This window comes from Delftia sp. 60 (genome assembly GCF_002754395.1).
In the GTDB taxonomy this organism is placed as follows: Bacteria; Pseudomonadota; Gammaproteobacteria; order Burkholderiales; family Burkholderiaceae_C; genus Comamonas; species Comamonas acidovorans.
The window spans coordinates 2,887,590-2,911,343 of sequence record NZ_PEFD01000001.1 but is presented as its reverse complement, the minus strand read 5'-3'; the positions used below and the strand labels follow the sequence as shown (position 1 = coordinate 2,911,343).

At 68.2% G+C, this 23,754-nt stretch carries 25 protein-coding genes and 2 pseudogenes; 13 read left to right on the top strand and 14 right to left on the bottom strand.

The annotated features are described in order from the left end of the window. Window positions 1-59 precede the first annotated feature (59 nt). Both serB and CLV01_RS13240 read left to right on the top strand, forming a co-directional pair. Window positions 60-773: a phosphoserine phosphatase SerB gene (gene serB, locus CLV01_RS13245; RefSeq protein WP_012204694.1), complete on the top strand. Its 714-nt coding sequence runs from the start codon at window positions 60-62 to the stop codon at window positions 771-773. A 307-nt stretch (window positions 774-1,080) separates the two neighbouring features. Next, complete coding sequence (locus CLV01_RS13240; RefSeq protein WP_065346285.1) at window positions 1,081-1,644, top strand: ABC transporter substrate-binding protein; 564 nt, start codon at window positions 1,081-1,083, stop codon at window positions 1,642-1,644. Window positions 1,645-1,710: 66 nt separating this feature from the next. On the opposite strand, the gene CLV01_RS13235 is transcribed toward CLV01_RS13240, so the two are convergent. After that, on the bottom strand, window positions 1,711-1,929 hold the full coding sequence (locus CLV01_RS13235; RefSeq protein ID WP_063326593.1) for a DUF3820 family protein: 219 nt from the start codon (window positions 1,927-1,929) through the stop codon (window positions 1,711-1,713). Window positions 1,930-2,125: 196 nt separating this feature from the next. Between CLV01_RS13235 and CLV01_RS13230 the strand changes: the two genes are divergently transcribed. Further along, window positions 2,126-2,911 (top strand): MetQ/NlpA family ABC transporter substrate-binding protein, encoded by a 786-nt coding sequence (locus CLV01_RS13230; RefSeq protein WP_012204689.1) that lies wholly within the window; start codon window positions 2,126-2,128, stop codon window positions 2,909-2,911. Between the two features lie 97 nt (window positions 2,912-3,008). On the opposite strand, the pseudogene CLV01_RS13225 reads toward CLV01_RS13230, so the two are convergent. Beyond that, window positions 3,009-3,910 (bottom strand): annotated as a pseudogene (locus tag CLV01_RS13225) (EamA family transporter). A 109-nt stretch (window positions 3,911-4,019) separates the two neighbouring features. Between CLV01_RS13225 and CLV01_RS13220 the strand changes: the two are divergent. Both CLV01_RS13220 and CLV01_RS13215 read left to right on the top strand, forming a co-directional pair. Further along, window positions 4,020-4,517, top strand: coding sequence for an Lrp/AsnC family transcriptional regulator (locus tag CLV01_RS13220; RefSeq protein WP_013803176.1), 498 nt, complete (start codon window positions 4,020-4,022; stop codon window positions 4,515-4,517). Between the two features lie 30 nt (window positions 4,518-4,547). Further along, on the top strand, window positions 4,548-4,859 hold the full coding sequence (locus tag CLV01_RS13215; protein ID WP_047473683.1) for a hypothetical protein: 312 nt from the start codon (window positions 4,548-4,550) through the stop codon (window positions 4,857-4,859). Between the two features lie 9 nt (window positions 4,860-4,868). On the opposite strand, the gene CLV01_RS13210 is transcribed toward CLV01_RS13215, so the two are convergent. Then, entirely contained in the window at window positions 4,869-5,519 is a 651-nt protein-coding gene (locus CLV01_RS13210; protein WP_065346286.1) for a LysE/ArgO family amino acid transporter, read from the bottom strand. A gap of 70 nt (window positions 5,520-5,589) precedes the next feature. Between CLV01_RS13210 and CLV01_RS13205 the strand changes: the two genes are divergently transcribed. Continuing rightward, the gene (locus CLV01_RS13205; RefSeq protein ID WP_012204684.1) at window positions 5,590-6,495 is read left to right on the top strand and encodes an HTH-type transcriptional regulator ArgP; all 906 of its coding nucleotides are present in this window, start codon (window positions 5,590-5,592) and stop codon (window positions 6,493-6,495) included. Between the two features lie 43 nt (window positions 6,496-6,538). Here CLV01_RS13205 and CLV01_RS13200 read toward each other — a convergent pair whose 3' ends face one another. Beyond that, window positions 6,539-7,087: a DUF2721 domain-containing protein gene (locus CLV01_RS13200; protein ID WP_013803179.1), complete on the bottom strand. Its 549-nt coding sequence runs from the start codon at window positions 7,085-7,087 to the stop codon at window positions 6,539-6,541. Between the two features lie 116 nt (window positions 7,088-7,203). Beyond that, window positions 7,204-8,193: a LysR family transcriptional regulator gene (locus tag CLV01_RS13195; RefSeq protein ID WP_099734116.1), complete on the bottom strand. Its 990-nt coding sequence runs from the start codon at window positions 8,191-8,193 to the stop codon at window positions 7,204-7,206. 190 nt (window positions 8,194-8,383) lie between these two features. On the opposite strand from CLV01_RS13195, the gene CLV01_RS13190 reads away from it, so the two are divergent. The 3 genes and pseudogenes from CLV01_RS13190 to CLV01_RS13180 all read left to right on the top strand — a co-directional run bounded on the left by CLV01_RS13190 (window position 8,384) and on the right by CLV01_RS13180 (window position 11,188). Beyond that, window positions 8,384-9,412, top strand: a complete 1,029-nt coding sequence (locus tag CLV01_RS13190; protein WP_099734117.1) for a tripartite tricarboxylate transporter substrate binding protein BugE — start codon at window positions 8,384-8,386, stop codon at window positions 9,410-9,412. Next, window positions 9,409-10,833 (top strand): annotated as a pseudogene (locus CLV01_RS13185) (M20 family metallopeptidase); the annotation flags it as partial. The gene CLV01_RS13190 and the pseudogene CLV01_RS13185, both read left to right, overlap by 4 nt. A gap of 220 nt (window positions 10,834-11,053) precedes the next feature. Next, the gene (locus CLV01_RS13180) at window positions 11,054-11,188 is read left to right on the top strand and encodes a DUF3149 domain-containing protein (protein WP_012204679.1); all 135 of its coding nucleotides are present in this window, start codon (window positions 11,054-11,056) and stop codon (window positions 11,186-11,188) included. A gap of 55 nt (window positions 11,189-11,243) precedes the next feature. Here the strand turns inward: CLV01_RS13180 and CLV01_RS13175 are convergent, their stop codons facing one another. From CLV01_RS13175 to CLV01_RS13160, 4 genes are all read right to left on the bottom strand, one after another. Then, the gene (locus CLV01_RS13175) at window positions 11,244-11,501 is read right to left on the bottom strand and encodes a SlyX family protein (RefSeq protein ID WP_088165271.1); all 258 of its coding nucleotides are present in this window, start codon (window positions 11,499-11,501) and stop codon (window positions 11,244-11,246) included. Next, window positions 11,498-12,694, bottom strand: a complete 1,197-nt coding sequence (locus tag CLV01_RS13170; protein ID WP_099734119.1) for an aminotransferase-like domain-containing protein — start codon at window positions 12,692-12,694, stop codon at window positions 11,498-11,500. Before CLV01_RS13170 ends, CLV01_RS13175 begins: the two co-directional genes overlap by 4 nt. A gap of 137 nt (window positions 12,695-12,831) precedes the next feature. Next, on the bottom strand, window positions 12,832-13,818 hold the full coding sequence (locus tag CLV01_RS13165; protein WP_065346291.1) for a Bug family tripartite tricarboxylate transporter substrate binding protein: 987 nt from the start codon (window positions 13,816-13,818) through the stop codon (window positions 12,832-12,834). Between the two features lie 59 nt (window positions 13,819-13,877). Beyond that, the gene (locus tag CLV01_RS13160; RefSeq protein WP_099734120.1) at window positions 13,878-15,365 is read right to left on the bottom strand and encodes an amidase; all 1,488 of its coding nucleotides are present in this window, start codon (window positions 15,363-15,365) and stop codon (window positions 13,878-13,880) included. Window positions 15,366-15,480: 115 nt separating this feature from the next. Between CLV01_RS13160 and CLV01_RS13155 the strand changes: the two genes are divergently transcribed. Beyond that, complete coding sequence (locus CLV01_RS13155; RefSeq protein WP_013803186.1) at window positions 15,481-16,389, top strand: LysR family transcriptional regulator; 909 nt, start codon at window positions 15,481-15,483, stop codon at window positions 16,387-16,389. A 68-nt stretch (window positions 16,390-16,457) separates the two neighbouring features. Here CLV01_RS13155 and CLV01_RS13150 read toward each other — a convergent pair whose 3' ends face one another. Further along, the gene (locus tag CLV01_RS13150; protein WP_097202812.1) at window positions 16,458-17,531 is read right to left on the bottom strand and encodes a PDDEXK nuclease domain-containing protein; all 1,074 of its coding nucleotides are present in this window, start codon (window positions 17,529-17,531) and stop codon (window positions 16,458-16,460) included. Between the two features lie 231 nt (window positions 17,532-17,762). Here CLV01_RS13150 and nth point away from each other — a divergent pair, with 231 nt between their 5' ends. Beyond that, window positions 17,763-18,416: an endonuclease III gene (gene nth, locus CLV01_RS13145; protein ID WP_043819386.1), complete on the top strand. Its 654-nt coding sequence runs from the start codon at window positions 17,763-17,765 to the stop codon at window positions 18,414-18,416. 3 nt (window positions 18,417-18,419) lie between these two features. On the opposite strand, the gene CLV01_RS13140 is transcribed toward nth, so the two are convergent. Both CLV01_RS13140 and CLV01_RS13135 read right to left on the bottom strand, forming a co-directional pair. Continuing rightward, entirely contained in the window at window positions 18,420-19,427 is a 1,008-nt protein-coding gene (locus CLV01_RS13140) for a Bug family tripartite tricarboxylate transporter substrate binding protein (RefSeq protein ID WP_099734121.1), read from the bottom strand. A 47-nt stretch (window positions 19,428-19,474) separates the two neighbouring features. Continuing rightward, window positions 19,475-19,963, bottom strand: a complete 489-nt coding sequence (locus CLV01_RS13135) for a DUF3237 domain-containing protein (RefSeq protein ID WP_063326605.1) — start codon at window positions 19,961-19,963, stop codon at window positions 19,475-19,477. A gap of 106 nt (window positions 19,964-20,069) precedes the next feature. On the opposite strand from CLV01_RS13135, the gene CLV01_RS13130 reads away from it, so the two are divergent. Then, entirely contained in the window at window positions 20,070-20,945 is an 876-nt protein-coding gene (locus CLV01_RS13130; protein WP_373681048.1) for a helix-turn-helix transcriptional regulator, read from the top strand. Between the two features lie 9 nt (window positions 20,946-20,954). Here CLV01_RS13130 and CLV01_RS13125 read toward each other — a convergent pair whose 3' ends face one another. After that, window positions 20,955-21,962, bottom strand: coding sequence for a tripartite tricarboxylate transporter substrate binding protein (locus tag CLV01_RS13125; protein ID WP_099735161.1), 1,008 nt, complete (start codon window positions 21,960-21,962; stop codon window positions 20,955-20,957). 143 nt (window positions 21,963-22,105) lie between these two features. On the opposite strand from CLV01_RS13125, the gene CLV01_RS13120 reads away from it, so the two are divergent. After that, window positions 22,106-23,011: a LysR family transcriptional regulator gene (locus CLV01_RS13120; protein ID WP_026062687.1), complete on the top strand. Its 906-nt coding sequence runs from the start codon at window positions 22,106-22,108 to the stop codon at window positions 23,009-23,011. On the opposite strand, the gene CLV01_RS13115 is transcribed toward CLV01_RS13120, so the two are convergent. Further along, the gene (locus CLV01_RS13115) at window positions 22,987-23,733 is read right to left on the bottom strand and encodes a GNAT family N-acetyltransferase (protein WP_099734122.1); all 747 of its coding nucleotides are present in this window, start codon (window positions 23,731-23,733) and stop codon (window positions 22,987-22,989) included. The two genes, CLV01_RS13120 and CLV01_RS13115, sit on opposite strands and share 25 nt — an antisense overlap. Between the last annotated feature and the right edge of the window lie 21 nt (window positions 23,734-23,754).

Sequence of the window (23,754 nt, the reverse complement as noted above, 5' to 3'; positions counted from 1 at the left end):
ATGATCTGCGCCTGTTTCCCGCCAGCCCGGCGGCCCGTCCCCTTTTTGCTGCCCCACCCATGACCGATGTCACCGAATTCGCGCCCGGACTGCTGATCCGCGGCATCCAGCCGCCACTGAAGCTGGCCGACTACAAGCTCATCGCGTTCGACATGGACTCGACGCTGATCACCATCGAGTGCATCGACGAGATCGCCGACGCCACCGGCAAGAAGGCCGAGGTCTCGGCCATCACCGAAGCCACCATGCGCGGCGAGATCACCGACTTCAAGGACAGCCTGCGCCAGCGCGTGGGCAAGCTCGTCGGCGTGACCGAGGCCGACATGGCCCGCGTGCTGGCCGAGCGCCTGAAGCTCTCCCCGGGCGCCGAAACCCTGGTGCGCGCAGCCCAGGCTGCGGGCCTGAAGGTGCTGCTGGTCTCGGGTGGCTTCACCTACTTTGCCGAACATGTGCGCGGCATGCTGGGCATCGACTTCGTGCGTGCCAACGTGCTGGAGATGCGTGACGGCGCGCTGACCGGCGGCCTGATCGAGCAGCCCTGGGGCGACATCTGCGACGGCGCCGAAAAGCGCCGCACCCTGCTGGAGGTCGCCTCGCTGCTGGGCATTCGCCCCGACCAGTGCATCGCCGTGGGCGACGGCAGCAACGACATTCCCATGATGCAGGTCGCAGGCCTGTCCGTGGCCTACCACGCCAAGCCGCGCGTGCGCAACGAAGCCAAGGTCTCCATCACCGAAGGCGGCCTGGACCGCCTGCTGGAAGTCCTGCGCTGAAAACGGGTGGCAGCGGCGCGCGCAGGCCGCTGCGCCGCTCCGCAATCAATAGCTGAGAATGTTCTGTGGGCTTGCTTTTCCGGCAAGCCCCAGTCTTTTCTACAATGCATCACGCAGCTCCATAGGCCACCACCCCAGCGCCGGGTGGCCCACCTACAACAGCAGGCTGCACGCCGGCGCATCCGCGCGCCGGTGCTTGGAATCTCCTCCCCCATCCCCATGTGACACACAAGGCCGCAGGCCTGCCCGCATACGGGCAGCCTGTGGCGCGCCGACCGGCGCGGGCCCGCCTGCGCCGACCGTGTACATGACCACCATGATTGGAAAAAACTCCGTGAAGACTTCGTTCCGCGCCACTGCCTCCGTGATCGCCCTGGCCATTGCATCGCTGACCGTGCCCACGCTGGCCCAGGCCAAGCGCATGGGCAGCGGCGGCAAGTCCGTGCGCCCGGCGTCGATCGGCAAGGCCCCCGCTCAGCCCGCAGCGCCTGCGGCACCCACCGCCAGCAAGGCGGCGACTCCTTCCACCCCCACCGCACCGGCCGCGCCTGCAGCCCCGACCGCTGGGGCAGCCCCCGCTGCGGCACCTGCGGCTGGGGCCGCCCCCGCTGCTGCTGCACCTGGCGCGGCTGCCGCTCCCGCAGCACGCGGCTCCGGCATGATGGGCACGCTGGGCGCCGCTGCCGTGGGCGCCGTTGCAGGCTCCATGGCCGGCAATGCGCTGGCTGGCGCCATGACCCCTGAAAAGGATGCGGCCGCCAAGGAAGCCGAAGCCAAGGCCAAGGCCGCTGAAACCGAGGCAGCCGAGCTGCAGCGCAAGGCCGACGAAGCCAAGGCCAAGGCGGAAGCCGCACGCGCTGCCGCCAAGTAAACCGCCTGCGTTTTCCCCCGAAAAGGCCGCGCCCGTCGCGGCCTTTTGCTTTTTAGGGCAGTTGCTTCAGCGCGGCCCGGCGCGCAGCGGCTGCAGCAGGTGCGACAGGCCGTTGTGGTCCAGTTCCTGCATCAGTGCCAGCAACTGGCCCAGCTCTCCCTTGGGGAAGCCTTCGCGTGCGAACCAGTTCAGATAGTTGCCGGGCAGGTCGGCGATCAGCCGGCCCTTGTACTTGCCGTAGGGCATGTGCACCTGCACCAGCTTTTGCAGCATTTCGGAGTCCATGGCGACGATGGTACGCGCTGCGGCATCGCAAGAATCCGCATAAAAAGCCACAGCCTTATAACCAAATAGCAAAATTGTTCATTGCGGTCGCTGGCGCCGCACTAGACTATGCGCCTGCCTGCCGTACTGCCCGATACAGAACCACTCCACCGGGCCTGCGGCGTTTTTGCAACCCGTTGAAGAAAGTCCTCCGGTCATGTTGAAGAAAGCCCTCTCCGCAATCGCGATTGCCACGCTGGCCCTGACGGCCCAGGCCGCCGACGTGCTCAAGGTCGGCGCCACCGCCGTGCCCCATGCAGAAATCCTCAACCATGTGAAGCCGGCCCTGAAGGCCCAGGGCATCGACCTGCAGATCAAGGAATTCAGCGACTACGTGCAGCCCAATGCGGCCGTCGAGGACAAGCAGCTGGACGTGAACTTCTTCCAGCACCAGCCCTACCTGGACAGCTACAACAAGGACCGCAAGACCTCGCTGGTGGCCGTGCCCAATGGCAAGGTCCACGTGGAGCCCTTCGGCGGTTACTCGCAGAAGATCAAGAACGTGAAGGATCTGAAGGACGGCGCCACCATCGCCATCCCCAACGACCCCTCCAACGGTGGCCGCGCCCTGATCCTGCTGGCCAAGCAGGGCCTGATCGAGCTCAAGGACCCCAAGAGCCTGACGCCCACGCCGCTGGACGTGGCCAAGAACCCCAAGAAGCTCAAGTTCAAGGAACTCGAAGCCCCGCTGCTGCCACGCGCGCTGGCTGACGTGGACCTGGCCCTGATCAACACCAACTACGCCATCGAGGCCAAGCTCAATCCCACCAAGGATGCGCTGTTCATCGAAGGCGCCGATTCGCCCTACACCAACATCGTGGTCTCGCGCCAGGACCGTGCCAACGATCCCAACATCGCCAAGCTGATGAACGCGCTGCACACGCCCGACGTGAAGAAGTTCATCCTCGAGAAGTACAAGGGCGCTGTCGTTCCTGCGTTCTGAGGCGCAGGGAATGCAGCCGGTCGGCTGCGTCCTGTCCCCGCAAAAAAAGCGCTGCCTCGGCAGCGCTTTTTTCATTCCCGTTCCCTGGTATCGCCACTCAACCCGCAGGCGTCACCTCGGCCGGCGCCTTGGCCGCCGCAGCGGGCCGCGTGATGGCGCTGCCCATGGCCGCGCCCATGATGCAGGCGATGGCCAGCCACTGGGTCCCCACCAGGTGCTCATGCAGCAGCAGCATGCCCATGAGGGCGGCAATCGCAGGCTCCGTGGCCAGGGCGATGCCGAAGGTGGCCGGTGGCAGGCGGCGCAGGGCCATCATCTCCAACGTATAGGGCAAGGCGCTGGAGATGGCCGCCACCACCAGGCCGAAGGCCAGGATGGACGGCTGCAGCAGCTTGGCCCCCGCCTCGGCCACGCCGAAGGGCACCACCACCATGGCAGCGAACACCAGGCCCAGCGACACGGCCTGGCCGCTGGGAATGCTGCCCAGGCGCTGCCCCAGCAGGATGTACAGCGCCCAGCAGATGGCAGCACCCACGGCGCAGGCAATGCCCACGGGCTCCAGCACCAATCCGCCCGCGCCGGCGCCCCTATCGGCAAAATCAGGGCCAGCCCCGCCACGGCCAGCGCCAGCCAGACAAAGTCCACCGGCCGGCGCGAGTGGTAGATGGCCACGGCCAGCGGACCGGAGAATTCGATGGCCACGGCCAGTCCAAAGGGAATGGTGCGCAGCGCCATGTAGAACAGCAGGTTCATGGCGCCCAGCGCCACGCCGAAACGCAGCAGCGCCCAGGCCTGGGGGCGGGCCAGCGTCCAGCGCCAGGGCCGCCAGATGGCCACCAGGATCAGCGCGGCAAAGCCCACGCGCAATGCCGAAGTGCCCTGGGCGCCCAGCACCGGAAAAAGCTGCTTGGCAAGAGAAGTGCCCACGCCCAGTGCCGTGACCGAGCCCAGCACGGCCAGCAGGGGCCAGGCGCGGTTCCATGTGGTGTTTGTTGTCATGGCACGTACGATATTGCAGGCCAGCGATGCAAAAGGCTCGTTTTGGGGCCTCTTCGCGCAATATTCGCTCTTTCCAACCGCCTCGCCCCCGTTTTACGCCCCGCCCCCCATGCCCGCCATCGCACTCGATACTTTTGACCGCGCCATCCTCGACGTGCTCCAGCGCGACAACCTCACGCCACAGCGCCTCATTGCCGAGCAGGTCCACCTTTCGGCACCGGCCGTGCAGCGGCGCATACGGCGCCTGCAGGAGCTGGGCGTGATCACGGCCAACGTGGCCGTGGTCGATCCCGTGCGCACGGGGCGTCCGCTCACCGTGCTCATCAACGTGCAGCTGGCCAACGAGCGCCCGGACCTGTCCCTGGCCTTTCGCGCGCGCGTGGCGCGCGAGCCCGCCGTGCAGCAGTGCTACTACGTGACCGGGGAAGCCGACTATTCATTGATCGTCACGGCTGCCGATATGCAGGAGTACCAGGCGCTGGCGGCGCGGCTGTTCTCCGGAGACGACAACATCCGGCGCTACACCACCTCGATCGCTCTGGAACGCATCAAGACCGGGCTGCAGTTGCCGATGGCAGAACACAAGCCCGACAATGAAACAAGTTGACACAACCTAGACATACACCAGGAGACTGCTTTGAGCGCACCTTCACCGGACAGCATGGCCCGCCTCGTCGCCACACGCACCCTCGACAAGTACGAGCGTGACTACTATCCCAAGCGCGAGCGCATCACCATTTCCTTCCGGGGCGACCTGGCCGAGCAATACAACTACGACAAGATCCAGCCATTGTCCGAGGCCCAGCGCCATGGCCACAAGGTCGTCATCGAGGCGACCAGCCAGAAGACCGGTGCCACGGGCCACTACTGCATCGAATGCAACAGCTGGAACCTCATCGAGGCCGTAGGCACCTGGGCGCCCGGCGAGCAAGCCCCGGCCGCAGACTGATCTGCGCCGTCAGCCGCCTGCCGGTGCCAACGCGCTGCCAGCCACCCACCAGGCCAGCGCCAGCATCATCACGCCCGTGAGGCCATCGAGAACGCGCCAGGCCTGCGGCTTCTCGAACAGGCGCTTCATGCGGCGGCCCGCAAAGGCCAGCGCCACGAACCACGACAGGCTGGCCGATGCGGCGCCCACCACATAGACCCACTTGAGCACGCCTTCCTGGCGCGCGCCGATGGAGCCCATGAGCAGCACCGTGTCCAGATAGACATGGGGGTTGAACAGGGTGATCACGGCCAGCGTGGAGACCACGCCCAGCAGGCCACGCGGGGCCAGTTGCCCGCCCGATGCCGCCAGTTGCGCATCGGGCGCCATGGCCATGCGCCACAGCGCGATCAGCCCATAGGCCAGCAGGAACAGGGCGCCACCCAGCGTCAGGTAGCGGGCCAGGTCGGGGTTGTCGCCCAGCAGCCGGGCCATGCCCGCCACGCCCAGGCCGATGAGCACCACGTCGCTCACCACGCACCAGGCCACGCAGGCGCGCACATGCTGACCGTGCACGGCCTGGCGCAGCACATAGAGGTTCTGGGCGCCGATGGAGACGATGAGAGACAGGCAGACCGTGAAGCCCGCCAGCCAGGAAGAAGAAACATTTGCAGTCCACATGGCCGGGATTGTCTGGCCGGCAAATGGTTAAGTAAAATTACATTTACTCAACCAAATGAAGAATATCTAAATGCTCGACTACGCCGGACTCGAAGCCCTGGCGGCCGTGGTGCGCGAAGGCAGCTTCGAGCGCGCGGCGCGCAAGCTGCATGTCACGCCCTCGGCCGTTTCCCAGCGCATCAAGCTGCTGGAGGAGCGTGTGGGCCAGGTGCTGGTACTGCGCGGCCAGCCCTGCTCGGGCACCGATGCGGGCCGCAGGCTGTGCCTGCACCTGGAGCAGGTGGCCCTGCTCGAAAACGATCTGCGCCGCAAGAACCCGGAGCTGGTCCCCGAGGGCCAGACCGCCCTGCCCACGCTCAAGCTGGCCGTCAATGCCGACTCGCTGTCCACCTGGTTCATGGACGCCATGTCCGCCTTCACGCGCGACGGCAACGAGCTGCTGGACATCAGCATCGACGACCAGGACCACACGGCCAAGCGCATCCGCGAGGGCGAGGTGCTGGCCGCCGTCACGGCCACTTCCTCGGCCATTCCCGGCTGCAACACCTGGCCGCTGGGCCGCATGCGCTACGTGGCGGCCGCCAGCCCCGACTTCATCCGCCGCTACCTGAAGGACGGCATCACGCCCGAGGCCATGGCGCGCACGCCCATGATGAGCTACGGCCGCAAGGACAGCCTGCAGGACCAGTGGCTGCAACGCCTGGGCGCGGAGGGGCGGCGCAACACGCCGCGCCACTTTCTGCCCTCCAACCAGGGCTATACGCGGGCCTGCGAGCTGGGCATGGGCTGGGGCATGCACCCGCCGCTGATGATCGGCGCGCAGCTGGCCGAAGGCAGCCTGGTGGAGCTGCTGCCCGGCAACGACCTGGACATTCCCATGTACTGGGCCCATGCGCGCAATGCGCAGGCCAGCCTGCAGCGGCTGACGGACTGCGTGATCCAGGCCGCGGCGGCCTGCCTGGACCCGATGGAGTGAATGGGCGATGGCGACAGCGACGGCGGCGCCGTCCGCGCCCGGCTCAGGGCTGGCGGCCGGTGTCGTCTGCCGGGGTGGACGGCTCAGCCTGGGCCTGGTCGTTGCGTTCCGGCCGCTGTATGGTGCGCACGGCCGCGCGCACGCGGGTCAGGGTGTGGAAGTCCAGCAGGCTGGTGGCCATGATGGTTTCCCAGAGAAAGCAGGCCAGGGCCGAGAGAAACATCAGCACGCCGAACAGAAAGCCCAGCACCGCATAGCCATGGCCGTTGATGCCGTAGGCCTCGCCCAGGAACAGCAGGGCAATGGTCAGGCCGATGCAAAAGCCGCAGACGGTCAGCAGCCCTATGCAGACATTGGCCAGCCGGCCGCGCTTGCGCAGAAAGTGCAGTTCCGTGAGGCTGCGCGCGATGAAGTCCTCTTCCTGCGGGTTGCGCAGCAGTTCTTCCAGCTTGCGCGCGCGGTCGATGATGCGGGCCAGCCGCCCGGCCACGGCGCCGATCATGCCGGCCACGGCCGTCAGGAAGAACACCGGCGCCAGCGCCAGCTGGATGCTGTGGGTGACGGTATCGGCGTCTAGCGACCAATTGATCATGCGGTCCTCTGCGTGCTTTCTGTTGTCTGGTGCGGCCATGCTGCCGTGTTTTCGCGCGGACAGTATTGTGGCCGCAAGCGGGGCCGGCAAGAGGCCATGTCGCCAGCTTTTGGCATTCAGCGGGCCGGTGGCGCTGGCAGCATCTGCCGGCACAGCGACAGCATCTCGGTCAGCAGGGCGGGCGCCTGGTCGCGCCGGCAGACCACGCCCAGCGGCGCCAACCTGCCCGTCAGCCGCACATCGAGCCGGCACACGCGCGCATGGGTCTGCAGGCCCGGCGCAATGCTCAGCGGCACCAGGGCCACGGCACCGGGCTGGCTCAACAGGCCCTCCAGTATCGGCAGGGAAACGGTGGAGACGGGAAACCAGGGCGCATCGGGCAGCGCCTGGAGCACCTCGGCCTCGAAAATCCCGCGCACGGCGATGTTGGCCGTGGGCAGCACCCAGCGCGCGCCGGTCAAGGCCTGCAGCGATACATCGCGGCGCCCGGCCAGTGCATGCGAGCGTGCGGCCACCACCACGGCCGTGTCGGCCAGCAGCGGCTCGAAGACGAAGGGGCCGGGCAGCAGCGCCGGCTCGCGGCAGAACACCGCATCCAGCCCGCCGCCCAGCAGCTGGGACAGCAGCCGGGTGCTGGCGTCTTCGTGCACATCGACATGCACCTCGGGATGTTCGGCATAGAACCGCGCCAGCAGGGGCGAAAGAATGGCCAGGGCTGCCGCCGGAATGGCGCCCAGGCGCAGCGCGGCCGCGGCGCCCCGGCGAATGGCAGCCAGCGATTCCGCCACCTCCTCCAGTGCGGCCAGCACGCCGCGCACCGTGTCCACCAGGGTCTGGCCGGCCAGCGTGGGGCGTATGCCGCGCGCATGGCGCTCGAAAAGGCGGATGTCCAGCACGCGCTCCATCTCGGCCAGCGCCTGGGTGGCGGCCGACTGGCTCATGTGCAGCGTGGCGGCGGCCTGCACCACCGAGCCGCATTGCTGCAGCGCCACCAGCAGCTGCAGCTGGCGCAGGCGCACATGCTTGGTCAGGCGCGAATACAGCAGCCGCCCCTGGGGCGTGGCCGCATCGTCCAGGCCGTCGCGGTCATCGAAGTCATTGCTCATGGGAGTCTCAGTGTTTTCCCCAGGCAGGCCCTGGCGCGCCACAGGCGGCGCAGGGCAAGCTATCGGAGTGGCTTATAGCTTGGCACAAATACCGTGGCCCACGCGGGCGGCAGGATTTCTATAGTCGCCTGCATCGGGAGCCGGCGCGGCCCAGGCCTGCGGCTCCTCCACCGTTGATGGAACCCATGCCATGCAAGCCAAATCCCTCTTTCAGCTGCCGCGGCGCACCGTGCTCTCGCTGGGCACGTCCGGTCTTGCCGCCGTGTTGTGCGGCCTCACCCTGGCCCACACGGCCTCCACGGCCCATGCGGCCGACGCCTATCCGAACAAGCCGGTCAAGCTCATCGTGCCCTTTGCGGCAGGCGGCTCCACCGACATCGTTGCGCGCGTGATCGCAGAGGGCCTGCGCAGCACGCTGGGCCAGCCCGTGGTGGTGGACAACAAGGCCGGCGCTGGCGGCCTGATCGGCACCGAAAGCATTGCCCAGGCCGCGCCTGACGGCTACACCATCGGCATGGCCACGGTGAGCACGGCCACCATCAATCCCTCGCTGTACACGCGCGCCGCCAAGCTGGAAGGCAGGCTTTTGCCCGTGGCAAACCTGGTAACCATGCCTTCGGTCTACATGGTCCACCCCAAGATGGGCGTCAAGGATTTCCCGGGCTTTCTGGCCAAGCTGCGCGCCCAGCCCGGCGCCTACAGCGCGGGCGTTCCGGGCCTGGGCACGCTGGGCCATCTGATGGTGGCGTCCTTCAACGAGACCATGAAGACCCAGGTGCAGATCGTGCCCTACCGCGGCAACGGGCCGGCGCTCAACGATGCGCTGGCCGGCATGGTGCAGGTGATGACCGACCAGCTGCCTTCGGCCATGCCCCAGATCAAGGGCGGCAAGCTCATCCCCGTGGCGCTGTCGGGCAACAGCCGCTCGCCCGACCTGCCCGATGTGCCCACCTTCAAGGAGCTGGGCTACGCGCAGCTCAACGAACTGGGCATCAGCTGGTTCGGGTTGGTCGTGCCGGCCGGCACGCCACCGGCCATCGTCCGGCAGTTGCAGGATGCGTCGGTGAAGGCCGTGCGCCTGCCCGAGGTGCAAAAGCACCTGAAGCTGCTGGGCGCCTCGGTCACCGAGATGGACCAGGCCCGCTTCCCCGCCCAGATCGCCAGCGAACTGCAGCGCAACAAGGCGCTGCTGGACAAGGCAGGAGTGAAGCCGGAATGAGCGCAGTCGAGCACCTCCAGGACTTCTTCCAGCAGCAGTCCCCGCGCATGGCGGCCCTGGCCGACAGCATCTGGTCCCTGGCCGAGCTGCGCTATGCCGAAACCGCTTCTGCCCGGCTGCACATCGATGCGCTGGAGCAGGCGGGCTTTCGCATCACGCGCGGCGTGGCCGGCATTCCCACGGCCTTCCTGGCCGAATGGGGCGACGAGGGCCCGGTGCTGGCCTTCCTGGGCGAGTACGACGCGCTGTCGGGCCTGAACCAGCAAAGCGGCGCCCTGGTCTGCACGCCCTCCACCGACAGCCCGGGCCTGGCGGGCCACGGCTGCGGCCACCATCTGCTGGGCACCTCGGCGCATTTCGCGGCCGTTGCGCTGCAGGAGCACCTGCGCCGCAGCGGCGCCAAGGCACGCGTGCGCTACTACGGCTGCCCGGCCGAGGAAGGCGGATCGGGCAAGACCTTCATGGCCCGCGCCGGGGTTTTCGACGATGTGGACGCGGCGCTGACCTGGCACCCGGCCAGCTTCACCGGCGTGTTCAGCCAGAGCACGCTGGCCAACATCCAGGCGAAATTCATCTTCCACGGCAAGGCCGCGCATGCCGCGCATTCCCCGCACCTGGGCCGCAGCGCGCTCGACGCCGTGGAGCTGATGAACGTGGGCGTGAACTACCTGCGCGAGCACATGCCCACCGATGCGCGCGTGCACTACGCCATCACCGACTCGGGCGGCCTGTCGCCCAACGTGGTGCAGGCGCGCGCCGAGGTGCTGTACCTGGTGCGGGCCGCACGCAACCACGAGGCGGCAGCGCTGTACGAGCGCGTGCAGAACGTGGCACGCGGCGCCGCGCTGATGACGGACTGCCGGCTGGAGATCGTCTTTGACAAGGCCTGCTCCAACCTGCTGCAGAACCGCACGCTGAACCAGGTGATGTATGCGCAGATGCAGGCCCTGGGCCCGCTGTACGTGGACCCCGGCCTGCATCGCCTGGCCGGAGACTTCCAGGCCACGCTGGACAGCAACGACGTGGACCAGGTCAGCCGCCCGCTGGCCAGCGTGCTGCGCGGCAAGGTGCCGGCCGTGTTCGAAGGCCTGGCGCCCTACGATCCTGCCGTGGAAGACACCCTGTTCGGCTCCACCGACGTGGCCGATGTGAGCTGGATCACGCCCACCGTCCAGGCCTGGGTGGCCTGCTACGCCTTCGGCACGCCGCTGCACTCCTGGCAGATGGTCTCGCAAGGCCAGTCCGGCCTGGCCCACGCCGGCATGGTGCGCGCCGCCCAGGTGCTGGCGGCCACGGCCATCGCCTTGCTGGAGCAGCCCGAACGCATTGCCCAGGCCAAGGCGGAGCTGCTTGAGCGCCGCGGCGGCCGACCCTATGCGTGCCCGATTCCTGCGGAGGTGCCCTTGCCGTTCACGCGGGGTGATGGGCTTGGCTCGCCCTGGATGATCGACTCGTACCCCATGCCCAGTTCCCGGGCTTGGCCGGGCTTGGCCGGGCTTGCCGGGGCTTGCCCCTTTGCGCTGCCGCAAACCCACCCCGCCGCCGCGTTGACCCATCACAAGCCCTCCGCGCCAGGCCACGGCGATAGTTGGATCGGGACCCCACCGATACCAACAAACCACAGGAGGACTTGTGAAGCTGATGATTGATCTTTTTTCCACCGACTACGGCCTGATGAGCCTGGGCGCCATCGTCTTCATGCTGATCATGGCGGGCTTTTTCCTGCGCCTGTTCCTGGGCAAGATGAAGCACGTGGCCAACAAGCCGCTTGAATGAAGAAATGCCCAGGCAGGGGCTGGCCTGGGCATTCGCACGCAGCCGCCCTGCGCACTCAATAGTGCGGGGGCAGCTCGTCGCGCAGATTGGTCGCGCCGCCGGCGGGTCCGCCTTCGGGCACCCGGCGGCGCAGGTCGCGCAGCTCGTCAAGCAGCCGGTCGATCTGCTGCTGCTGGCGGTAGATGGTCAGGTTCAGTTGCTCCAGCAGGTCTTCGGTGTAGCTGGCCTTGATCTCCAGCTCCATCACGCGCGCCTGCAGGGCACCGGCGTCTGCGTGCCCGCCGCCGTGTTCTGCGTCGTCAGCCACGCTCATGCCTTGAGCGCCTGGGCCAGGCGGGCGATGCCTTCGCGGATCTTGTCCTCGTCAGCCGTGGCGAACGAGAGGCGGAAGCTGGTGGCATCGGGGTTTTGCGCAAAGAACGGCGCACCCGGCACAAACGCCACGCCCTGGGCAATGGCCCGCTTGGCCAGCTCACCGGCATCGGCCAGCGCGCCGCCCTTGCCGGTCAGGCGCACCCACAGGAACAGGCCGCCCTGGGGCTGCAGGAATTCCACGGCATCGCCGAGGTGCTCGCGCAGCGCATCGCCCATGGCCTTGGCGCGGCGCGCGTAGACCTCGCGCACATGGGCCAGGGTAGAGGGCATGGCGCCGGACTTCAGGTACTGCGCGGCCGTGGCCTGGGCAAAGGTGCTGGTGTGGGCATCGCTGAACTGCTTGCACATCACGGCGCGGCCCAGCAGCTCGGCCGGGGCCACCAGCCAGCCAATGCGCAGGCCGGGGCTGAGCACCTTGCTCAGCGAGCCGCAGTGCGCCAGCCAGTCGCGGCTGCCGGGCACCTCGCTGGACAGCGCCAGCAGGCTGGGCGGAGGCGCTTCGCCAAAATACAGGTCGCCATAGGGATCGTCTTCCACCACCAGGGTCTGGTACTTGACGGCCAGCTCCAGCACCTTCTTGCGGCGCTCCAGGCTCAGCATGGCGCCGCTGGGGTTGCCGAAGGTGGGGATCAGGTAGACCAGCTTGGGGCGGTGCTCGGCAATGAGTTGCTCCAGCGCATCGACCTGGGCGCCTTCGGCATCGATGGGCGCGCTGATGACTTCGGCGCCGTACAGGCGGAAGCACTGGATGGTGGCCAGGAAGGTCGGGCCTTCCACGATGACCTTGTCGCCGGGGTTGATCATGGTCTTGCCCAGCAGGTCCAGCGCCTGCTGGCTGCCCGTGGTCACCACCAGTTGCTCGGGGGCCAGCTCGCGCACGCCCTTGCCGGCCATGAAGGCGGCGATCTGCTCGCGCAGCGGCTGGTAGCCCTCGGTCGCACCGTACTGCAGCGCGGCGCCCGGCTCCTGCTGCAGCGCAGCCTGGGAGGCGGCGCTGATGCCGGCCACGTCGAACATGGCGCTGTCCGGGAAACCACCCGCAAAGCTGATGATGCCGGGCTTGCCCAGCAGCTTGAACAGCTCGCGGATGGCGGAGGTTTCTACGTTGTTCAGACGGTCGGCGAATTGCATGGGCAGGAGTCTCTTTGTCGGTGCAATGAAAAGGCGAAGCCTGCATTGTCGCCAATCCTGCCGCAGCTTTCCTGCACGATTAGAAGCCCCCTGAGTCGATTCGCGCCTTCCCCCTCTCTCCCGGAAGGCAGCTGCGTTCAATCCACCTTGATGTCGGCTCTGGCGGCCACGGCGCGCATTTGCGGCAGTTCGCGCTCTATGCGCTCCTGCAGCGCGCTGGCCGGACCCCATGCGGGCGACAGGCCGATGTCCACCAGCTTCTTCTTCATGGCCGGCTCGGCCATGGCGTCGGCCAGCGCCTTTTCCAGCTTCTTCTGGATGGGGGCGGGCAGGCCGGCCGGGGCGAGGAAGGCAAACCAGGTGTCCATGGCAAAGCCCGGGTAGCCGCTTTCGGCCACGGTGGGCACCTGGGGCAGCAGGGCCAGGCGCTGCGGGCCCAGGGCTGCGATGGGACGGATCTTGCCGGCCTTGATCAGCGGCGTGGTGGCCACCACCGTGTCCACGGCCACCTGCACCTGGCCGCCCATCAGCGCGGTGAGGCTGGGCGAGCTGCCATTGAAGGGCACATGCACCATGCGCATGCCCGTGGCGGTCTTGAGCATTTCGCCGCCGAAGTGCACCGAGGATCCCGTGCCGAAGGAGCCGTAGGACAGCTTGTCGGGGTCGGCCTTGGCCAGGGCCACGAGTTCGGGCAGCGTGCGTGCAGGCGTTTCGTTATGGGCCACCAGCACCAGGCCCATGTCGGCCACCAGCCCCAGCGGCGTGAAGCTGCGCAGCGGGTCATAGGGCAGCGGGTTGCGGATGGCGGGGTTGAGCGTCAGCGTGGTGCTGGCGCCCAGCAGCAGCGTGTAGCCGTCGGGCGGCGCCTTGGCCACCAGCGCGCCCGCCACCACCGTGCCTGCACCAGGGCGGTTTTCCACGACCACGGGCTGGCCCAGCCGTTCACCCAGCGAGGTGGCCAGCAGCCGACCCAGGATGTCGGTGGCGCCGCCCGGCGCAAACGGCACGACCAGCTTGATCGGACGATCCGGGTAGGACTGGGGCTGGGCTTTGGCTGCGGGCAGCGCAAGTGCCGTGGCACCGGCCATCAGACACGACAGAAAACGGGAACGGGACAAGGCCATGGCGCGGATCTCCTGGGGGACGAGGGAACGGGAACCTGGGAAAACTCGATGCAGCGGTTTCAGTCGAGCAGCGGGCTGCGCACGCGCGAGAAGCCGCCGGCCTGGTCATAGGCATGGCCGATCTGCAGCACGGCCAGATCGGCCTGTGCCGGGCCGATGATCTGCAGCCCGGCAGGCAGCCCCTGCGGCCCGAAGCCTGCGGGCGCGGCCAGGGCCGGCAAGCCGGCCATGGTGGCGGGCACCACGGTCTGCATCCAGCGGTGGTAGGTGTCCATCTCGCGGCCGCCCACGGCATGCGGCCAGTCCAGCGCCGCATCGAACGGGAAGACCTGGGCGGAGGGCAGCACCAGAAAGTCGTAGCTGTCGAACAGGCGGCGCAGGGTTTCGTACCAGGCCGAGCGCACACGCGCCGCGTCATAGACCGCCATGGCCGGCAGCGCCAGGCCGCGCTCGATTTCCCAGAGGGCCTCGGGCTTGAGCAGGGCATGCGTGGCCGGGTCGCGGTACAGGGCGGCGTTGGCCCCGGCCACGCTGAAGCTGCGCAGGTCGATCCAGGCGCGCCACAGGCGTTCGAAGTCGAAGGCCGGCACGGCCTCTTCCACCGTGCAGCCGATGGTCTTGAAATGCCGCAGCGCCGCGCGGCAGGTCTCCAGCAGGCCGGGCTCGGTGGGCAGGTGCCCGCCCAGGTCCCCCAGCCAGCCGATGCGCAGGCCCTTGCAATCGCGCTGCAGCTGGGCGGTCCAGTCCTTGGGCGACTCGCTGCGGCGCGTCAGCGGCAGGCGTGCATCAAAGCCTGCCTGCACGGACAGCAGCAGGGCCAGGTCGGGAATGTCCCGCGCCATGGGGCCGGCCACGCTGAACTGCTGGAAGAACACCTCCTCCGAAGGGCCATGCGGCACGCAGCCCACCGAGGTGCGCAGTCCGTAGACATGGTTGAAGGCGGCCGGCGTGCGCAGCGAGCCCATCATGTCCGAGCCATCGGCCACGGGCAGCATGCGCAGCGCCACGGCCACGCCGGCTCCGCCGCTGCTGCCACCTGCCGAGCGCGAAGGATCGAAGGCATTGCGCGTGGTCCCGTAGACCGGGTTGTAGGTATGGCCGCCCAGGCCGAACTCGGGCGAATTGCTGCGCGCCACAAACAGCGCACCGCCTGCGCGCATGCGCTCGAACACCACGCAATCGGTCTGCGAGACCTGGCCCGCGAAGATGGGCGATCCCTTGGTCGTCACCATGCCGGCCGCCGGCATGATGTCCTTGGGTGCCTGGGGAAAGCCGTGCAGCGGCCCCAGGCTCTGGCCGCGCGCCAGCAGCGTGTCCAGCTCGCGGGAGCGGCCGCGCAGCCAGTCGCGGTCCAGCGGAGACACCAGCGCGTTGACCACGGGGTTGAGCCGGTCGATCTGCGCGCAATAGGCATCCAGCACCTCCACGCAGGACAGATCGCGGCCCTGGATGGCCTTGGACAGCGCGACGGCCGACATCTCCACGACGCTGCCACCCCCGGTGGCCAGTTCCGGCTGCTGCTTTGCGGTGCTTGCGTTTGGCTCCATGGATTTCCTCGTTTTTGTGACAGAACGAAGTCAGCATAAGCAGGCGAAACTATTTCGACAATCGCCTTTTTCTTGGCTTATCGTTGCGTTTTTCGCAAACCATGAGCAGGCCATCATGCTTTCCAACCGCCTACAGGACACGGCCCTGCGCTACTTTCTCGAAGTGGTGCGCAGCGGCTCGGTCAGCGAAGCCGCCACGCGGCTCAATGTCTCGCCCTCGGCCGTGAGCCGCCAGGTCGCCGGACTGGAAGAGATGCTGGGCGTGCCGCTGTTCGAGCGCCGCCCGCGCGGCATGGCGCCCAGCCCGGCAGGCGAGCTGCTGGCCGCCCACGCACGCCGCGGTGCGCTGGAGGCCGACCGTGTGGTCTCCGACATCGAGGCCCTGCAGGGCCTGCGCCGGGGCGTGGTGCGCGTGTGCAGCTCGGGCGGCTTTGCCATCGAATTCCTGCCACGCGCCATGGCACTGTTCCGCGAGCAGTACCCGGGCATGCAGTTCCACCTGCGTGTGGAGGCGCCTGCCGCCGTGACCCAGGCCGTGCTGGGCGGCGAGGCCGATGTGGGCCTGACCTACAGCCGCGCGGCGGCACGTGACATCGAGGTCTGGCACCGCCAGGTCTCGCCCGTGGTCGCCATCATGCGGCCCGACCATGCGCTGGCCCGGCATGCCAGCATCACCCTGGCCCAGATGCATCCCCATGCCATTGCCCTGCCCGAGGACGCCAACACCGCGCGCCAGCTGTTCGACATCGCCTGCAGCCACCGCCGCCTGGTGTTCGAGCCCGCCCTGGTCAGCGGCCAGTTCGAGACCCTGGTGCACTTCGTGCTGCACGGCGGCGGCCTGTCGCTGGGCGGTGAGGTCACCATGCGCGAGCGCGTGCGCCGAGGCGAGCTGCATGCGGCGCCCATCCGCGAGCGCGGCATGAATGCGCGCGCCATCGAGCTGCAGACGCTGTCCGGACGCACCCTGTCCAAGGGCGTGCGGGCCTTTGTGGAACACCTGCGGGAACTGCTGCCGCCTGGGTAGGAGGAAGAGGAGAAGGGAACGAAGGAAGAAGAAGAAGGGGAACGGGTCTCAAGCGCAGTGGCAGGCGCTCAGGCCGGCCCGCCTTCCAGCTGGCGCTGCGCCCAATGCCACTGCGCCCGGCGCGTGGCCTGCCGCAGCCGCTGTGCCAGCGTCTGGCGCTCAGGCAGGCCGGGCAGGTACTCGGCCATCTGCACGCCGCGCAGCCCCAGTTCCAGCAGCTCGATCTGCTCGGAGCTGTTGCCCGTGCACAGCACCATGCCCATCGGCGTGTTCTCGCCCTGCTCATGCTCATGCCGGTCCAGCCAGCGCAGGTATTGCTCCATCTGCTCCTTGTCCTCGGCCGTGAATTCGCCCACCTTCAGCTCCACCGCCACCAGCCGCCGCAGCTTGCGGTTGTAGAACAGCAGATCGAGGTGGAAGTCCTGCTCATCCATATGCATGTGCATTTGCCGCGCCACCAGGGTGAAGCCCGTGCCCGACCGCAGCAGGAAGGCCTCCATCTCGCGGATGATGGCGGCCTGCAGGTCGCCCTCCTGCCAGGCATCGTGCAGCCCCAGAAAGTCGAAGATGTAGGGATCGCGCATGAACAGCGCCGGCGACATGCGCTCGGTGCTGCGCGGCGTGACCGGCTCCTGCGCGATCAGCGCCTCGGCATCGCAGGGCAGCGCCAGGCGTTCATAGAGCTGGGAGTCGATGCGGCTGCGCAGCGTGCGTGCGCTCCAGCGCTCGAGGCTCGCCATGCTGGCGTAGTACTCGCGCTGCACTGGGTCCTTGATCGCAATCAGCACGATGAAATGCGCCCAGCTCAATTTCCGGGTCGGCGAGATGACCAGGGGCTGGTCGGGAAACGCGGTGGAGAACTGCGTCATGCGCCACAGGTTCTTCTCCGAGAAGCTGCTGCCATAGTCCTGGACCAGATGACCGGCCAGCACCGGCAGGACCTCATCGCTGCAGCCTGCCTGCCGCACCTCGGATTCATGGCCATGGATGTGCTGGCCGATGTGCCAGTACAGCAGGGTGAGTTCACTGTTGACGTTGGCTGCCACGCGAAGCCGCGCGGCCTCGATCAGGTCCCGCACATTGCCCAGCAGGGCCTGTGACGATGCGAGCGCGGGAGAAACGGATATCTTGCGAGTGGCCATGTGGTCGCCCCCTCCTGGTGGCGTGATGTCTGGATGTCTGGTGTCGGCGGAATCGATCCGGCCGACTATTGCGATGCGGCCTTGGCCAGTCAACGCCGCATCTGCATAACCAGACGATCTGACCCTGGCAGACATGAAAAATCAGAACATTCCTAGAGCCTGTTACGTACTTTCAAATACCCGCGCTTGCATGACAATGCACGCCACATCGATGGATACGCGCCCCCCACAATGAAAACCACCAGCATCGAACCCTTCTTCGCCACGCTCAAGGCCGCCAATCCCTCGCCCCAGACCGAGCTGGAATACACCAACGTCTTCGAGCTGCTGTCTGCCGTGCTGCTCTCGGCCCAGGCCACGGACGTGGGCGTGAACAAGGCCACGCGCAAGCTGTTTCCCGTGGCCAATACGCCCCAGGCCATCCTGGACCTGGGACTTGAAGGGCTGGAGGGCTACATCAAGACCATCGGCCTGTACCGCAGCAAGGCCAAACACCTGATGCAGACCTGCCAGATCCTGGTCGAGCGCCACGGCGGCCAGGTGCCGCGCACGCGCGAGGAGCTGGAAGCCCTGCCCGGCGTGGGCCGCAAGACCGCCAACGTGGTGCTCAACGTGGCCTTTGGCGAGCCCACCATGGCCGTGGACACGCACATCTTCCGCGTGGGCAACCGCACGGGCCTGGCACCGGGCAAGACGCCGCTGGCCGTGGAGATGCAGTTGATGAAGCGCGTGCCCCCGGCCTATGCCGTGGACTCGCACCACTGGCTCATCCTGCTGGGCCGCTACGTCTGCCAGGCCCGCAAGCCACGCTGCTGGGAGTGCGTGGTGGCGCCGTACTGCGACTACTCGCCCAAGACGCCTGCCCCGGCTGCGGGCAAGCGCTGAGCCTCAATCGGCCTTGAACCCCGTGGCCGCCACGGCCTTGCCCCAGGTGACCGTGTCGGCGCGCATGATGCGGGCGAGCTCGTCGCCCGTGGTGCCCGTCACGCGGAAACCGGCTTCTTCCAGCCGGCTGCGGCTGTCGGGCTGCTGCAGGGCGCGCACGATATCGGCCTGCAGCCTGGCCACGATCTCGGGCGGTGTTTTGGCGGGCGCGACCACGCCGAACCAGGAATTGAACTCCAGCGACGGATAGCCCTGCTCCCGGATGGTGGGCAGCTCGGGCATGGACTGGGTGCGCGTGGCGCCCGTGCTGCCCAGGGCCGTGAGCTTGCCGGCCTTGACCTGGGGCGCGGCCAGGGCCGCCGTGGCGAAGACGGCCTGCACGTCGCCGCTGAACAGGCCGCCCAGGGCATCGTTGGTGTTCTTGTAGTGCACGGGCTCGGGCTTGAGCTGCACGGCATTGCCGAACATGAAGGCGCCGAAATGGCCGGGCGTGCCGGCGCCGAAGGTGGCGATGAACAGCTCCTTGCGCTGGCGCGCCCAGGCCACGAAATCGGGCACATTGCGGGCCGGCACCTTCTGCGGATTGACCAGCAGCACGAAGTCGGAGGTGACGACCTGGCTGACGGGCACAAAGTCCTTTTGCGGGTCGTAGGGCAGGCGCTGGTAGGTGCTGGGGGCAATGCTGAGCTGGCCGGTCTCGCCCAGCATCAGCGTGTAGCCGTCAGGCACGGCGCGTGCCGCCTCGCTGGCGGCGATGAGGCCGCCAGCGCCCGGCTTGTTGTCCACGACCACGCCCAGGTTGCCCCATTGCTCGGAGAGTTTCTGCGCGAGCAGGCGCGCCACGATGTCCGGCCCCGTTCCCGCAGGAAAGCCGACGAGCAGGCGCACGGGCTTGCTCGGAAAGGCCGGCTGAGCGCCGGCCACGGTCCAGGGAGCCAGCCCGGTGGCCAGCACGGCGGCAAGTGCGCAGGCCACGGCGGTGCGGCGCGACTTCGATGCCTGGTTTTTCATGTGTCTTGTCTCCTGCATTGTGGGTATCGAGAGGGGAAAGGCGCGGCTCAGAGCAGTTCGTGAAAGCGCATCTGCACGCGATCGGGATGGCGCGCGCCGGTGCCGAAGAACAGGCGCTCGTTGATCCAGGCCAGCGCACGGCTGGCCGTCTCCATGCGGGGCGCGCAGCGGAAATAGATGTGCGCGGGGTCCACAGGCTCGCCGCGCGCCAGCTTTGCCATGTGCGTTGGGTCGCCGCTGCGCAGCGCCTGGTTGCAGACATAGATCAGGTCGCCGGCATCGGTCTCCAGCACATAGCGCGCATCGAGCTCGGCCAGCCCGCCGTGCACGATGCGCTGGAAGTCCGCGCCTCCGGGCAGCACGCGCGCGCTCCAGCCGTCGCCCTGGGCCGTGCCGCCCAGGATGGGGATCAGTCGGCGCCCGCCGTGCGCCGTGGCACCGACCTCCTGCGGCGGGCCCACCTGCACGCTCAGGTCGGCGAAGAAGCGAAAGCACGGATCGGGCAAGGCCGCAAGCTGCGGCACGTCATCTGGCATGGTTCTGGGGCTCCGGTGGATGGAATCGGGACCTAGCATAAGCACCATTGCCCGGGCCGGCCGTCATCCCGGAAGATGACAACGCCCTGCCCGCCCCTGCCATCCCTTGAGACACTGGACCGCCCCCTCCGACACCCCTGACGCCAGCGCCCTGGGCGCCCATGCGTCCGGCCACGTGCCCAGCCACGCCATCGGCCACATGGTCGCCAGCCTGGGCGAGCCCGGCTTCGCCCGGCAGGTGCTGGAGGCCATGAACCCGCTGCTGCCCGCCGCCTCCTGGTCGGTCTACCGTACGGGCCCGCGCAGCCGGCCGCAGCTGTTCCTGTCGGCCAGCAGCGAGGCGCGCGATACCACGCGCGACTGCTGGTGGGCCTATCTCTCGGGTCCTTATCTGCGCGACAGCACCTGGAACTACGGCGACGCCGGCCCGGCACGCGCCACGGCGCTGTGCCACATCACGGCCCAGGAGGTGGAGGGCGAGCACCGCGCCCTGGTCTACGACGCGCACGGCATGGCCGAGCGCGTGTCCATCGTCGAGCACCAGGACGACGGCGGTGTGTTTGCCGTCAATTTCTACCGCCACCAGCACCAGAGGGCACTGGGCGATGCGCAGATCGACCGCTTCGGGAGCATGGCGCCCGTGCTGCTGGCCCTGGCGCACAAGCACATCGCGCTGACGCAGGCGCAGCCCGCCGTGGTAACGGCCTTGGCTTCGGCCCCGGCCACCCCACCCAGCCAGCCCCGGCAGCGGCAGACACTGCCGGCCCTGCGCATGCGCCTGCTGCAGGCACAGCCCGACCTGACGCCGCGCGAACTCGATGTCTGCGCCCGGCTGCTGCAGGGCATGACGCATGAGGGCATTGCCTGCGACCTGTGCCTGAGCCTGCCCACCGTCAAGACCTACCGCAACCGCGCCTTTGCGCGGCTGGGCATCCACTTTCGCAGCGAGCTGTTCGCGCTGGCCATGGAGCCGCAGGGCTGAGGCCTTGCGTCAATCCAGCGATGCGCCGGACGCCTTGACGATGCGCGCCCACTTGGCGATGTCCTCGCGCAGCAGGGCCGCCATCTGGGCGGGCGGCACGGGCCTGTCCGCCGGCCCGGCCAGCTCCACGCCCGAGGCTTCGAGCTTGCCGCGCAGATCGCCGGCCGCCAGCGCGCGGGCCATGCCGTCCTGCAACTGCGCCAGCACCGGCGCGGGCACGCCTTCAGGCGCAAAAAGACCCACCCACAGCGTGCCGTTGTAGCCGGGCACGGTCTCGCCAATGGTGGGCACATCGGGCAGCAGCGGCGATCGCGCCGCGCCGCTCACGGCCAGCGCACGCAGCCGGCCGGCCTGGATATGGGGCAGCGTTGACGGCAGGCTGCCGAACAGCAGCGGCACCTGCCCGCCCAGCACATCGTTGAGCGCGGGCGCCACGCCCTTGTAGGGCACATGCTGCAGCTGGATGCCCGCCATGCTGTTGAGCATCTCGCCCAGCAGATGGTTGAGCGTGCCGTTGCCGGCCGAGGCATAGCGGAACTCGTCGGGCCGGCCCCGGGCCATGGCGATCAGCTCGGGCACGGATTTGGCCGCAAAGCCGGGATGGGCCAGCAGCACATTGGGCACGGAGCCGATCAGGCCGATGGGCCGGAAGTCCTTCACCGGATCGAAACCCGGCTTGCGGTACAGCGCGGGGTTGATGGCCTGGCTGCTGCTGATGGTCATCAGCAGCGTATGGCCGTCGCGCGGCGCCTTGGCCACGGCCTGGGTGCCGATGTTGCCGCCCGCACCGGGCCGGTTCTCGACCACCACGCTGGCGCCCAGCACCTCGGCCAGCTTCTGGCTCACCAGCCGGCCCACGATGTCGTTGGTGCCGCCCGGCGCCTGCGGGACGATCATCACGATGGGCCGCGCGGGCCAGGCCTGGGCACGGCCCAGCAGGGGCAAGGCGAGTGCAGTTGCCAGCAGGCTTCGGCGGCGCAAAAGGCTCGACGGCAGGGGAAAGGAAGAATCCGGCATGGTCATGTCTCCGTTTGTTCTTGTCGCAAGCCCGCATGGTTGCCCGTGCCGGGCCGGCGCACAATCGCGCATTTCCTGACCCGGCCTTCGGAATTGACAAAGCCTTGACCCAGCCCATGCCCTCTTCGCCCTTCATGCCCCTCATGCATTTCGACCTGACGGACCTGCGCCTGTTCGTGCATGCCGCCGAACTGGGCAGCCTCACGCGCGCCTCGCAAAGGCAGCACCTGTCCCTGGCCGCAGCCAGCCTGCGCATCAAGGCGCTGGAGGAGCAGGCGGGCATGCCCCTGCTGTACCGCGAGGCGCGCGGCGTGCGGCCCACGCCGGCCGGCGAAGCCTTCCTGCACCACGCGCGCGGCATGCTGCTGCAGTCCGAGCAGCTGCGCCACGACCTGCAGGAGTACGGCGCCGGCCTGCGCGGCCATGTGCGGGTGTTTGCCAACACCACAGCCGTGACCGATTTCCTGCCCGAGATCCTGCCCGCCTTTCTTGCCGACCACCCGCGCGTGAACGTGGACCTGCAGGAGCGGCCCAACGCCGAGATCGCGCGCGGCGTGCTGGACGGCCGGGCCGACCTGGGCATCGTGGCCGGCCAGGTGGATACGCTGGGCCTGCAGACCATCCACTTCAGCACCGACCGGCTGGTGCTGGCCACGCCGCGCGGCCACCGCTTTGCGCGGCGCAAGCGCATTGCGTTTGCCGAGACGCTGGACGAGGACGCCATCGGCATGCAGCAGGGCAGCACGCTGCAGACATTTCTGGCAGGTGTGACCGAGCGCCTGGGCAAGCCCATGAAGCTGCGCATACAGCTGTCCAGCTTCGACGCCATGTGCCGCATGATCGGCGCCGGCGTGGGCATAGGCATCGTTCCCGAGAGCGCCGCGCGGCGCAACCGCGAAAGCATGGGGCTGGCGCTCATCGATCTGACCGACGCATGGAGCGTGCGCGAGCGCCGCATCCTCGTGCGCGACCAGGGCCGGCTGCCGCGCCATGCGCAGGCCCTGATCGAGGTACTGCAGGCCTACTACGCCGCGCCTGCCGTCTCCTGAGCCCGCGGCGCACCCTGCTCCATCAGGCTGGACAGCGAAAGGACCTGCCCGCCGCCCGCATCGAAGTTGCCCGGCTCCAGCCAGCGCTGGTAGGCCGCGCGCAGCGCCGGCCATTCGCTGTCGATGATGGAGAACCAGGCCGTGTCGCGGCTGCGTCCCTTGTAGACCACGGCCTGGCGAAACACCCCCTCGAACTGGAAGCCCAGGCGCGCCGCTGCGGCACGCGACGGTGCGTTCAGGCTGTCGCACTTCCACTCGTAGCGGCGGTAGCCCAGCTCGTCGAAGGCGCGCTGCATCAGCAGGAACTGCGCCTCGGTGGCCGCACGCGTGCGCTTGAGCCGGCGCGAGTAGCAGACAAAACCCACTTCCATCACGCCGCTGGCCGTGTCCACGCGCATCAGCGCCAGCGAGCCGATGGCACGGCCCGTGGCCAGGTCGATGACGGCGTGGTGCAGCGGGTCATCGCTGGCCTGGGCGGCCTCGGCAAAGCGCAGATAGGCCTCGGCATCCGCGAAGGGGCCTACCGACATGTAGGTCCAGTCGCTGGCGTCCGGCGCCTGGCTGAAGGCATCGAACAGATCGGCTGCATGGCGCGCGGCGGACAGCGGCTCCAGCCGGCAGTAGCGGCCTTGCATGGGCGTGCGCGGCGGGCGCTGGCGTGGGGTCCAGTTGGAAAGGTCGTGGCCTACGGGTTGGGAGTGGGCATTGAGTGCGGGGGGCATGGGAGATTCCTGGTCAGGTCA